This window comes from Oceaniferula marina, assembly GCF_013391475.1.
Lineage (GTDB): Bacteria > Verrucomicrobiota > Verrucomicrobiia > Verrucomicrobiales > Akkermansiaceae > Oceaniferula > Oceaniferula marina.
In genome coordinates this window covers 368,413-380,999 of the sequence record NZ_JACBAZ010000001.1, presented here as the reverse complement: position 1 = coordinate 380,999, position 12,587 = coordinate 368,413, and the positions used below count along the sequence as shown (strand labels likewise).

General features: G+C 47.4%; 11 protein-coding genes. 5 read left to right on the top strand and 6 right to left on the bottom strand.

What is annotated here, in order from left to right:
* Positions 1–15: 15 nt before the first annotated feature.
* The 6 genes from HW115_RS01480 to HW115_RS01455 form a co-directional block, all read right to left on the bottom strand.
* Positions 16–1,281: a M48 family metallopeptidase gene (locus tag HW115_RS01480; protein WP_178930805.1), complete on the bottom strand. Its 1,266-nt coding sequence runs from the start codon at positions 1,279–1,281 to the stop codon at positions 16–18.
* 85 nt (positions 1,282–1,366) lie between these two features.
* Complete coding sequence (locus HW115_RS01475; protein WP_178930804.1) at positions 1,367–1,903, bottom strand: hypothetical protein; 537 nt, start codon at positions 1,901–1,903, stop codon at positions 1,367–1,369.
* A 71-nt stretch (positions 1,904–1,974) separates the two neighbouring features.
* The gene (locus tag HW115_RS01470) at positions 1,975–3,072 is read right to left on the bottom strand and encodes an ABC transporter permease (protein WP_227021215.1); all 1,098 of its coding nucleotides are present in this window, start codon (positions 3,070–3,072) and stop codon (positions 1,975–1,977) included.
* A gap of 62 nt (positions 3,073–3,134) precedes the next feature.
* Positions 3,135–4,274, bottom strand: coding sequence for an ABC transporter permease (locus tag HW115_RS01465; protein ID WP_178930802.1), 1,140 nt, complete (start codon positions 4,272–4,274; stop codon positions 3,135–3,137).
* Positions 4,271–4,984: an ATP-binding cassette domain-containing protein gene (locus tag HW115_RS01460; RefSeq protein WP_178931422.1), complete on the bottom strand. Its 714-nt coding sequence runs from the start codon at positions 4,982–4,984 to the stop codon at positions 4,271–4,273. Before HW115_RS01460 ends, HW115_RS01465 begins: the two co-directional genes overlap by 4 nt.
* Positions 4,985–5,028: 44 nt before the next feature.
* Positions 5,029–6,483, bottom strand: a complete 1,455-nt coding sequence (locus HW115_RS01455) for an efflux RND transporter periplasmic adaptor subunit (RefSeq protein ID WP_178930801.1) — start codon at positions 6,481–6,483, stop codon at positions 5,029–5,031.
* Positions 6,484–9,143: 2,660 nt separating this feature from the next.
* Between HW115_RS01455 and HW115_RS01450 the strand changes: the two genes are divergently transcribed.
* The 5 genes from HW115_RS01450 (at position 9,144) to HW115_RS01430 (ending at position 12,142) form a co-directional block, all read left to right on the top strand.
* Positions 9,144–9,728 (top strand): SMI1/KNR4 family protein, encoded by a 585-nt coding sequence (locus HW115_RS01450; protein ID WP_178930800.1) that lies wholly within the window; start codon positions 9,144–9,146, stop codon positions 9,726–9,728.
* Positions 9,729–9,819: 91 nt separating this feature from the next.
* The gene (locus HW115_RS01445; RefSeq protein ID WP_178930799.1) at positions 9,820–10,356 is read left to right on the top strand and encodes a hypothetical protein; all 537 of its coding nucleotides are present in this window, start codon (positions 9,820–9,822) and stop codon (positions 10,354–10,356) included.
* Between the two features lie 101 nt (positions 10,357–10,457).
* A complete protein-coding gene (locus HW115_RS01440; protein WP_178930798.1) occupies positions 10,458–11,015 on the top strand; it encodes a hypothetical protein in 558 nt (185 codons plus the stop codon).
* A 104-nt stretch (positions 11,016–11,119) separates the two neighbouring features.
* On the top strand, positions 11,120–11,557 hold the full coding sequence (locus tag HW115_RS01435) for a hypothetical protein (protein WP_178930797.1): 438 nt from the start codon (positions 11,120–11,122) through the stop codon (positions 11,555–11,557).
* Between the two features lie 150 nt (positions 11,558–11,707).
* Positions 11,708–12,142 (top strand): SMI1/KNR4 family protein, encoded by a 435-nt coding sequence (locus tag HW115_RS01430; protein ID WP_178930796.1) that lies wholly within the window; start codon positions 11,708–11,710, stop codon positions 12,140–12,142.
* Positions 12,143–12,587 lie beyond the last annotated feature (445 nt).

Here is a 12,587-nt window from a genome sequence, read left to right as displayed (position 1 = left end):
CCTCTCAACGGGTGCTCACGCCTCCGTTTTAAGTTTGAAGGCTTTCAGTGCTTTGAGCCTCACAAGCATCGGAGGGTGGGAGTAGTCGAGAAAAACCGGCAGCGGGTGGGGAGTGAGATTCGACAGGTTATTTGCGGCTAATTTTTTTAATGCTCTGACCAGATGCTCGGGAGTCCCTTGAATTTCGGCGGCATAAGCATCGGCCTCAAACTCATGCTTGCGGCTTGAGATATTGCCGATCACACCCAGCAACTTGCTGACAGGAGAGAACAAGAGCATGAAAAAGACGAGGCCGGCATAGGTGGAGACGGATTCGACACCAAAGGCTTTGAATAGTTCTTGGGCGAAGGGGCTGTCGGGGTCTGTAACCAAGCCTAGCAAGAAAAAGACAACGGCCGTTTGTACAATCGAGAAAACCATGCGCTGGATGATGTGTTTCTTTTTGAAATGTCCGATCTCGTGTGCCAGCACTCCGAGCAATTCGTCGGTGTCATGTTTATCGATCAAGGTGTCAAACAGGGCTATTTTTTTACGCTTTCCGAAACCTGTAAAAAAAGCATTGGATTTGGTCGATCGCTTGGAGCCGTCCATGACGTGAATTTCGGTTAAGGGAAAGTCACACTGCTTGGCCATCTCCTGGATGCGGGTTTTGAGTTCGCCCTCGGGCATCGGTTCGAATTTATTGAACAAGGGGAGAATCAGGGACGGGGCCAGATACATCATCAGTAGCTGGAAAGTGGTGAATGCCAGCCACGCCCAGAGCCATGCGTTCGGCACAGCAGCAAAGATCCATAAGACCAAGGCCAGTAAAGGCACCCCAATAAGAGCCGATACAAATAGCCCTTTGATTTGGTCCACAACAAAAGTCTTGGGGGTGGTTTTGTTGAATCCGAATTTCTCTTCAATCACAAAGGTGTCGTAGATCTGAAAGGGGAGGTTCAGCAGCGTGTTACCGATCATGAGAGCTCCAATAAACCCTATCCCTGTCGGTATTTCTCCCCATTGATAGGAACGCAGCCATTGGTCGAGCCAGCCAAAACCACCGGCAAACCAAAAGGCCAAAAGCACGGAGAGAGAGTAGATGGACGTAATGATTCCAAATTTTTCAGAAACACGCGTGTATTCTTGCGATTGGGCGTATTTTTCGTCGTCATAGACTCCCTGAAACTCGGCCGGAAGCTCAGGTTTCAATGCTTTTAGATTCAGTAGGGATGCGATGAAGTCCAGATTCCAGAGTGCAATCAATGCGAGCACGATGAAGAGGGCGGTGGCGTTGTCCATAGCGGGTGTTACTTGCTTCGCTTTCCCGGGTCAAGAGCGAGCTTTGAAAGGATGTGGTTCCTGGGTAATTTTCCTGATGTTCACGCTAGGGCTGCACGTAAATACCGGTGGCATTCACAAGGAAATTGTCAGTGTTCGATCCTTCACTGATCTCACCTTCAACCACAATTTCGCTCAACTCCTTGAGCCCCTGCACCCCACGCAGGCCTTCCTTGAGCAGTTTTCCATCGGTATCGAGAACCTGCACTGTGACAGTGTAGTTTTTCCGATCGTCCAGATCGTCACAGCAGACATCCCAAGGAGTCTGGCAATCACTGCAATTTTTCAAATCACAGGAAGTCAGCTTGTCAGGATCTCCAATCAAAACCATGGCCCTACCGGAAACAATCGGAGACAGATTTCCCATGACCTTGCCCCGCAACACAACTGATTTTCCCGGAGTGGGGTCTTTGCGCGCTTCGGCAATACTCAGAGCATCGGCTGGGGCTTCTTTTAAGACGATGGCCTGGAGCGCTTTTGAGGGTTCACCTGCATTTTTGACGGATTCGCTTTGTTTTTCATTGCAGGATGAGAAAATGAAAATCGAGAGGGCGGATGTTAGGATAAGGATGCTTGTTTTCATGGTTTGGTTCTATTGATTTCGTTGATATTAAAAGCGTAAATATAAGTTGTAATTGTTTGTATTTTTGTTTCTTAAGAAGATCGAAGTGCTTTGGGCAAGGGTGGAGCCAGACAGCGAATGGCCGGAGGCAGGGGGCCAAGGGTTCCGAGCAAGATTCCGGCGATAAGCCCAACCCCGATGACCAAGGGGCTCAAGGTGATAGAGAATGTCCCGGTTGAAAAGGGAACCGTCAAGCCGTCCAGTAAGAAGTAGGCAAGAAGAAAGGCGCTTAAAGTTCCTGTCATGGTTGCAAGCAATGATTCCTGAATCAAGGAGAGAAGCAAGGCTTTGCGGGTGTAACCAATCGACTGCAGAGTTGCCATTTCACGGATTCTCGAAGCAAAGGCTGCATAGAGAGTGTTCAGGCCTCCAAAAATCGCACCAGCCGAAACAAGGGCCGCCGTTACCCAGGTCATCACTTTGATGGGTTGATAGAACTTGCTTAGCTTCGCATAGTAATCGGACTCACGGATAGCCGCAAGCTCGAGATCGTTGCGCTGTAAGGTAAACACATGAACATCGTCGAATTCGGCGTCGTCGAGTTTGAGCGTGATCGACGACAAGGTGTCTCTTTGGGTTAGATTGGCCAAATCGTTGCGGTCAAACCAGATCTCCGATTCGAGGACGGTGCCGGGAGCCTCGAATATACCGACAATGCGTAGCTTTTCCTGCTCAAAGCGAACGGATTTCCCCAATTTAAGATCATCGGTCTGAACGCCAAGTTTTCGGTGGCTGAGGCGTCCGACCATGACTTCTCCCGGGCCGGGGAAACGCCCGTCGATCACGCGAACTGATTGATGGACGAGTAAGGCTTTTTCGAACACTCCCCGCAACAAGGCTTGGCTTTCGACCCCACTATCCGTGACCAGCGGAGCTTGATAGAAAATTTCACCAGACACGGCTGCGACACCCAGTTGGGTGTCGAGCCCCCGGATCGATGTCGCTGAAATGGTTTCACTTTCCAAGTGGACCTCGGATCTTTCCATGGATTCTTCCGAACCTTTCCCTACGAGAATGATGTTATTTTCAGCGCCGGATGCAGACAGCACGTTGTTCATGCCTTGATTCAAGGCCACTGCGGCAACCAGCAACAGAACAACCAGAGCGGAACCTCCAATGGTCTGGAGCATTCGTCCGGGATCCCTGAACAGGTTTCTGACGGCATAAGTAAACGGTAACATAAGAGGTTTGATTAACTGGATTGAAGAGAGTGAATGAGTGGCCGGGAGGTGGCTTTCCACGCCGGGTAAAGCGATGCCAGAAGGCCGAGAAGCAAAGAAACCAACAAGCCCTTAACAAAAACGGACAATGTTGGAGAAAGAGCGAGGGTCAACCCTTCATTGCCGACCGTGAACGCTTGGAGATCGAAGAACACAAAAGCCCCGGCCACCCCGAAGAGTCCACCCGCCAAACCAAGTAAAACGCCCTCAAACAGAACGATGCCAGCAATCGCCTTACGGGAAAAACCAATGGTTTGCAGAATGGCCGTCTCTTTGACCCGACCTCGGACAATCAGTAACACGGCATTGGCCACGAGCCCTAAAACCGCACAAACAGCCCCCAGACCAAGCCAGCGGGTAAAGCCGATCATTTCGATCATCTGCTTGGCCGTGTCGGCAAAAAACGATTTTTCAGGTCGGGTGTGTGTCGGTTGTTGATCGGATTTGAATGTTTCATCAATGGCGCCGGCGACCGAATCCAAATGCTTTGCTGAATCCACTTTGACATTGAATTGGGTAACAATCCCCAATCCCACCTTCGAGGCTTGTTGTAAAAAGGGGAGGTGCACATAGGCTACATTGTTGTCTTGTGCTGAGTTTGAACGAATCACGCCGGCAATTTGCACCGTCACCCCCACGGCTTCAAATTTGTCACCAGGTTTCAGGTTTCGTCGTTGGGCGAAATGCTGCCCAATCAATGCGGCATCAGAGCGTTCGAGAAAATCATCGTAGGATCCGGCAATCACTTTGATGTCAGGATTGTAACGTCGAAGCTCTTCTGGTGGAACTCCTCGGAACGTAATCACATCCAGTGAAGCTCCGCAGTTATTCACCGCGATCTGGATAGGGATGACTTCGCGAACACCATCGAGCCCCTGGATGGTGTTCATGTAGTGCTCGGGGAGGCGGGAAGTGGCAGGGCAAAAACGGTTTTCCCGGTAAACAATCAGGGTGGTATCGTCTGCACTCACTTGCGTTGCTTTGGCCAGAGAACCTTGCATGGTTTCTACCGAGGCATACAGAAACATACCCGCAGCGACCCCTAGGATGGTAAGCAACGAACGGAGTCGATGCCTACTCAGGTTTTTAAATGCCAGAGAGATCAATTTCATGATGCTGCATTTTGGGTTGAAGATGAGACTGCCCCTTGCTCGATCAATTGCCCTTTTTCCAAATGAAGCGTCCGGTGCGCTGCGGCGGCAGCCTTGGGGTCATGGGTCACCATCACAATGGTTTTATCATGCTCATCAGCCAGAGTATTGAGAAGCTGGAGGATTGAATCGGCAGACTCACGGTCCAGATCACCGGTGGGCTCATCGGCAACTAACAACCCTGGATCGTGCACAATCGCCCTGGCGATGGCTACACGCTGCTCCTGACCACCAGATAGCTCAGATGGACGATGGTTCGCACGGTCACTCAGTCCGACGAGGTCGAGAGCGGCTAAAATACGCTCCTTGCGCTGGCTTCGGCTCATTTTCGTAAGGAGCAACGGCAGTTCGACATTCTCATAGGCGGATAGAATCGGAACCAAATGATAGAGCTGAAAAATATACCCCACATGGCTTGCCCGCCATCGTGTGATTTCAGCTCTGGAAAGTTTTGAGATGTCTCGATCATCGACAATGAGTTCTCCCGAACTCGGAGAGTCGATACCGGCAATCATGTTGAGTAGTGTGGTTTTTCCTGATCCTGATGGCCCCATGAGCGCCAGGAACTCGCCCTGAGGAACCTCGAGTGAGAGATTCTGAAGCGGAGTCACTGTATTTTTGCCCTTGGAGTAGGATTTGGTAAGGTGCTGAATGGAAATAAAAGAAGGCATCATCGTGGTAATTTAAATGGCGTGTAGTAATAGTTTGTTAAATCTCAGAGGGAGACTTTTTCCGTCTGGAGTCGGTCACCCGACTCTAATTGATCAAAGGGAGGAAGAATGACCCATTCTCCCGATTTGAGTCCGTCCAAGACGCGCAAATATCCATCTTTTTTATCGGTTCCTAGGCGGAGAGTTCTTGGTTCTGCTGATTGTTCTTGAGACACAACCCATACTTGGTTGGAATCGTAAATGGCTAATTCGGGTACGTAGAGTGCCAGACGTGATGAGGAAGCGGATTCGACTGATGTTGAGCCGCTGTGATTAGATCTGAATGCGAAAAACTTGGCTCGGACCAGCATTTCAGGTCTAAGGCGTTGATCGGGATTCTCTATCTCCACTTTGGCCTGAAGGGTGTTTCGTTGGATGTCGGCCTGCCCATTGATTCTTGTAACTTTTCCTTTAAAAACAACATCCGGTAAGAGGTCCGAACTGAGCTCAACGGACTGCCCAAGATCCAACGCTGCAGCTTCGTTCAAGGGAACGTCAATACGGGCCTGCAGCTTCACCGGGTCGAAGAGGGACACGATCACGGCCGAGTCCGCATCATCCATGTTCAGCATTCGCTTTTTACCGGGAGCAACAAACAGGCGAAGAACCACACCGTCCATCGGACTTTGGATCCGGGTTCGATCCAAGGCCAATTGGGACTGATCTCGCTCAACCTTGAGTTCTTCGAGTCGAGATTCCATAGCTTTGCGTTCCAGGCCGATTTGCCGAATTTTCGCTTTCAGTTGAGGGATGACAGCCTGGGCTTCTGCCACAAGCGCTTTCTGACGAATGGCTGCCAACCGGGCCTGGACTACTTGCTGTTCGGGGATGGCTTCAAAAGGTAGTTTTTCCAGCCGGGTTAAATTGTCCTCGGCATCAGCTTGGAGAGCCTTGAATGCTTCGATTTTTTTGAGTGCGGCATCGATTTCAGCCTGCGCAATCTCAGCACCCACACAGTGAGCTTCAATCTGGGCTTCGAGACTTGTTATTTTTTGTGCCGCTTGCTGCAGGTGAAATCGTGCGTCATCATCAACGAGCGTGGCTAATAAGTCACCTTTTTTGACTCGCTGGCCTTCCAGGACATGAACCGTGTCGACCACTCCGTTGACAAGAGCTGGAACATAAGTGATGTAAGGATCGGGTTCGACCCATCCAGACGCCTGGAAGATCAGGTCTCCACGAACGGTCACTTTGTTTGCTTCTTCAGAATGCTTCGCTTCTGGAACCTCAGAGGTGCCATCAGAGGTGCCATCAGAGGTGCCATCAGAGGTTTCGGAGCTAAAGCGCAGAGTGATCACCGGAGCTACCTGGACTTCAGTTGCTGGCATCAGCCGTTGACCGAAAATAAGAGCGAAGATCAGTACGAAGCCGAGCATGAGTCCCGCAGGTAGCAACCAGGCATACGAGCGGTGACGCTCCTGCGGAGTCTGAGATAAATGGGAAAGTTGTTTGAGAGACATGGCGATTGAATATGGAGCTGAACAAAGTCAGCCGAGAAAAGTGTGAAAGGGGGAGAATGGGACGTTTGGAGAGAATGGGGGAGTTTACCTAACATTTAAGATGAACAAGCCTGATGAGAAAAGCTTTACCCTGAGAGCTTGATACGAGCCATGAATCGATTGTATCCGATCCCTTCAATGACTGCGATTAAGCTGTGAATGCTGGCAGTTGGTAGAAAACCGAACCACATCCTAGCATTGACCATGGCCATGTTCGTAATCCTCAGATTATGGGGCCTTATTTCGCATTGGTTCCGACATTGGAAAGCCATACGGAACGAATGCAATACGCCATACCTACAGGGAGCATGCCGCACGGATGCGCTAGAGCGCATCGAAGCATGGTACGGTGGTCCTAGCTGGTTCAAGCAGCACGGGGATCAAAGCCTGAAGACGCATTGATCTATAAAAAGAGGCACGCTAGATGCAATGAGAGGTCTTTCGGGAGGAGGTATAGCCCGTAGACCATGCGGCACAAACTGCGGCCGTTGTTGGAACGAAAGGGTGATGAAATGAAAGGGATTGGGGCCTTCTGGTTGGATTTGGTGCTCTGCGGGAACCTTTCCGGATGCATTCCAAATGTAGTAACCAACGTCGACAACCAAAGATTCGACACAATCGTCACAGGGTTCTAGAGGTGCGGCGGATTGGGATGTGACCACAGCTTCCGGATCCGATGTTGTCAGACTGGATTTGTTTTCAGAACCCGAGCAACAGCTCAAACAGCCGGACGCTGGGGCTTGTTCCATGGCTGAATCGGCATCATTTGCAGCTGCCCGTGTCACTTGCTTGACCGCCTGACAGGTGCAGGATCCGGTGAAGTAGGTGTTCAGACAGTAGCAATAACCCAAGACAGGGTGCTGCAGGGTAATGAACAAAGTCATCACCATCAGTAAAAACACTGCTGAACATCTACGAAACATAACGGCCTGAAACAATCTACATCCTAAACCTTGTGAGGGTCAACCGTTAAGGTTTATTCCGGATCTTACGCAATGCGACAACGGGCAAGCGGATCAAGGCCGATCAAAAGCGCCATACAAAGTCATACATGGCTACAGATGGCGATTCCTATAACCCAATAATGAGAGATTCATGGAACGGACATGAATGTTGTAGAACCCCCAAATGGATGACAGGCGTGAAAGTGGATTGTTGTTCAAGGGACAGCAGGGATGACAGAGGCAGTGCAAGCCAAACCGCACAAACAAACAACCACGCATTACATACAGTGTGTTGACCATTGAGTTTCAATGAGTTACACCACCCCTCTAACGAAATACACCTATTCGGTTTTCAGCTTTAGAGTCGCTGTTTCGGGGTCATAAAAATGCTCCCTTGGCTGCCTCCGCCGTAACTTAACCCGCGCAGAATGCCAAGTCATATATTCAAGTAAAGAAGCCCATCCATAATACCTGGTGCCGCGCCACTTGACAAAATCAAGCCTCCCCCTCGATCCTGCATTATAAACGCCCTGAATCGAAATTTTAAGGTAGTGCGCGGCGAGGGTAGGGGGGACGACTCCACCTTGCTGCCTGTTGAACAAGTCAAAGGCCGCTGCTTCGTGGTTGTCACTAGTCTTACTCATACGAACGCAAAATTCCCCAACAGCTCCAAACAGTCAAGAGACTTGAAACAAATATATGCTCAGGCTATGCGATAGGGGGAGGTGTGTGTCATGAAGAACAAGGCTGTAAAACTCGAAGAGGAAAAAGACTAGGTCAACATACTAAAGATAACATGATATTGAATATATCAGTAGTAAGTTGACCTGAAATTTGCATATCCCGAAGAGTATAACATTCAACTTATTAAGTTATGTTTACTACATGTATACAAGCGCATAAGCTTTAAGCTTGAGTATTCTCTCAAATAATGATCGGATTAAGACAATTCGGAACCTAAACCCCAACAATCTAATACTGTTCGACAAAAAATTATGAGTGAACCAATGGTTATATGCCCAAATTGTGGAGTAGAGTTTATGAAGTCCACTGCTGATCTATGCGGGGGAGTATGCAGGCGTTGTGTTGGAGGACGTGTTTGTGACAAAGATGTTGATATTCCATTACAAAAAGTAGGTTTCTGGTATTCGAAAGATGAGCCAGAACTACCTGACCCTAGGCAATTGGTCCCATTTGATTGGAACCACGATGAAAAAATACGAGTTATCCAATATTTGAGATCAGGTAGGACATTGTTCGGGTGCTGGGGACACTCAGAATGTCGATTTGATTGTGGAATAGATACCACGCTTATGGGATCAGCAGATATATATGATGGTTTTTGGATTTGGCCTGAAGGATTGCATCATTATGTGGAGGTGCATGATGTCCCGTTGCCTAAGGAATTTCTTAACCATATGAGGGCTTGTGGGTATAACCCTGAGACTAGCTGGTCGAAATCCAAGGGGGTGACTGATTTTTGTGGTAACCAGTATATAAACTCGTATAATAACTGGATTCTCTTAGCTAAGCAATTCAAAAGACGTGTCGAACAAGACGTTGCACCCGACCGCTAGTAGCTGCCGGGCCAAGTTTTTCGGCAGTTCTACAAAATTGAAACTTTAACTGTTTATCGACGCTTTCATCGCGGCCGGTGAACTTTACGTTCGCTAAATAATGAAAGACGCTATAACACTTGATCAGGTTCGCGCAAAAGGAAGGGAAATAGAAAATGATTTCTGGAATCCATTCACCCCTGCGACTGAAGACGAAGTTGCTAGCATTGAATCTGCGCTGCAGATACAGCTTCCTGCGCAGTTTAAGGAGTTTTATCGATGCATAGGGTGGGGGGGATCTCCCAGCGGCGATCTACGTATTAAGGCACCAAAAGACCTCATAGATGATTGTTCTGTTCCGATTTACCATGTCTCAGGAAGTTATTTCGCGGGAGATAGATGGGCTGATATAGAAGAGCATAGATCTTTATGGATTTCGAGAGGCTCTGATAATTCTAACCCTGAGAGATTTACTGATGAATCTATGGATTTGAATGGAGTGAAACTTTGGGATCTACTAATGGTGGGAGATGATGAAAGTGCTGGAACCCATAATCTTTATGTTGGGGCTGACCCGGGAGTATACCAGTATTGTATGATTCATTGTTCTAATGTTCTGTACTATGCAGATTCATTTTATGAGGGGCTTCTTCGTACATTTAACGATTTTCTAGTGTCGATTGAAGAGTGCGCATTAGACGATTAAAAACAACAAAGCGAACAAGTCGCAGCACCCGACCACTAGCAGCTAACTGGCCAGGTTTTTGGGCTGGTTTACACGATTGAAAGTTATAAACTTGCGCATCTGGTTCATCGTGGCCGGTGTGCTTTACGTTCGACAAAAAATGAGAATCTTTAGCTTCTGTCTATTGGTTGTAACTTCCTCGATTTGCTCTGGCGGCAAAATTGATGGAGACAATGTGACTAATGAGTGGCATAAAGCCTTTCATGAGACTCTCCATGTTCAGACATCTGAATGTTACTTGATATCGATTTATGACGCTAAGAATGGTAAATGGAATAACTGGAAGTCTAAATTAGATATCAAGGCAACTATTGTTGGCGTGGTTAAAGGGACGAAGAACGTTGGTGACAAAATATCATTTCACCGTGTAGGTGATGGAGGATTTAAAGAAGGCTCCAAGTATGAAGGGGAATTATACTACATTTTCTATTACAAGACCCCGATGGATGGGTCTCCTGCTCAAGGCGAGTATCACATAGATGCTCAGGACCCTTTAGCTATGTATAAGTATTCTGAGGCGCTGGCGAAGATTGCTTTAAAGCATCCGCATAAAAAAATCGTCGAACAAGTCGCAGCACCCGACAGCTAGTAGCTGTCGAGTTTGCGACGGCAAACCTTTTTACGACATTGTATCTTTAATTCGTATGTCGGCGCCTGATCGCTGCCGGTGTGCTTTACGTTCTGCAAAAAATGAAATCTAAGCGTCGTGTATTCGTCATAAAAACCGCTTTGGTTATAGTGATAGTATTAGTAGCGGTAGTTGGTGGCTTGAGCCTACCGGGTAAAGTTGAAGGTGTATATTCGGCAGGTAAGCTGATTCAGTGTGCATGTGATGGAACTGATTACATTCGGTTTCATGGCGGTTGGGTAGCGCATTATTCGACGAATCACGAACCTGCGAACTTGATTGGGCGATATGAGATAAGACCTGATGAAAGCGTAGTGGTTTACATAACCCCCTTTCGGAAGGGTGATCCTGAGGAGATTGTTTTCACAATAGATCAACCACGAATCGGTTTTTCTTTTGCCACGATAATGGAAGAAGATAAATCGTATCTATTGATGAGGGTTCCTGTTAGCGATGATATTGAAGATATGATTTCCCATCAAGATGTGATGCAAGTGAGTATGTCTGACGAGGATACTCTGGTAACTACCTTTTATAATTCGGAACATGTTGAGATTCGAGAAGAGGTGAAATCACTCAAAAACAAAAAGGCAGAACAAGACGTTGCACCCGACGGCTAGTAGCTACGAAGCCAGATTTCGCAGCTGTTCTACACGATTGAAAATATTAACCGTTCATCTAGGCTTCCATCGCCGCCGGTGAACTTTACGTTATGCAAAAAAATATGAAACTACTAATGATATTACTTTTAAGCTCGGCAATATTAACTGCAATTGTTTCAGCAGACAGCAAAGTTGTTCTTACTAACGCTTTTCGTCCGGTTGAAACGACAATACCGGGTGAATTTAAAACTCTTGAAGCAATTTTACCTGCATTGTTCACTCTTGCAGATCAAGCGGCAGATAAAGGTGCTGAACAGAATTTTATAGGCGGGCGAAAAAAATACAAAGATCTTATATACTATTATAGAGGAGTTAGGGTTTCCGAGAACATTGTAACAGTTATGTTTTCTAAAGGTGCTAAGCCCTATTTCAGCGGAGGTCCTAGTTTTGATACCATAATAATGCATTCAATAATTGGAACAGTGAAGTTATATAAACCCAAAGCCAAGGAAGTGAAAATTGAGATTGAGGGAAAAATTTGGAGGAATAATGACGGTTAACCCCTGAAAAATAATGGGCATAACAAGTCGTTGCACCCGATGGCTAGTAGCTACTGTGTCAGGTTTTGTGACCATTAATTAAAATTGAAACATTAACCGTTTATCCGCGGTTTCATCGCCACGGGTGAACTTTACGTTCGACAAAAAAATATGCTAATAAAACACCTTCAAACATTAAGCTCCGATCTTATATTCTCGGAGCCTGTTTCTGATGAAAAGATAGATCAACTCGAACGTGATTTGGATATTCACTGTCCTGAAGCTCTGAGATCATTGCTATCTGAGACTAATGGCATAATAGGGGAATATGGATTAGGACTTATGTGGGACATTGAGCGAATCAAAGAGGATAATCTTGGTTTTCGAAGATCAGATGATTTTGAAGATTTATATATGCCATTTGACCATTTGATTTTCTTTGGTGACGCTGGCAACGGTGATCAATTTGCATTCCCTACACTTCGAAACGGTAAGAGCCGAGATGATATTTTTGTGTGGAATCACGAAGACGATAGTAGATCTTGGGTCGCCCCTTCTTTGGAGGTTTTCTACGAGTGGTGGTTAACGGGGCGCATATCTGTCTAGCAAAAATGTGGTCGAACAAGTCGCAGCACCCGACCGCTAGTAGCTGACTGGCCAGGTTTTTTGACTGGTTTACAGGATTGAAAGTTATAAATTGATGCAACTGGCACATCGCGGCCGGTGTGCTTTACGTTCGCCTTAGAATTGGCATTGCCTGAAAAACAACCTTCTTCCTAGATCCACGCAAGCGAAGACCTACACACAATAGGCATTGAACGGCGACAGCGAGAACCTGTCCCATCCAGATTAAAATTCGGGACTTTTCGCTTCGGAGGGATGAAGCTGGCGAACCTGTTTGTTTTTCGTAGTCAGCGGCGAAAACTCCCGAATTTTACCACCTGCACGTTTTCAAGGAAAACGCTGGCCTATCTGGACAGGCCAGAACCTTCGCACCCTCTATTATCGTAGTCGTTACGGTTTTGCGCGCGCCACCCACGGCCATAAATGG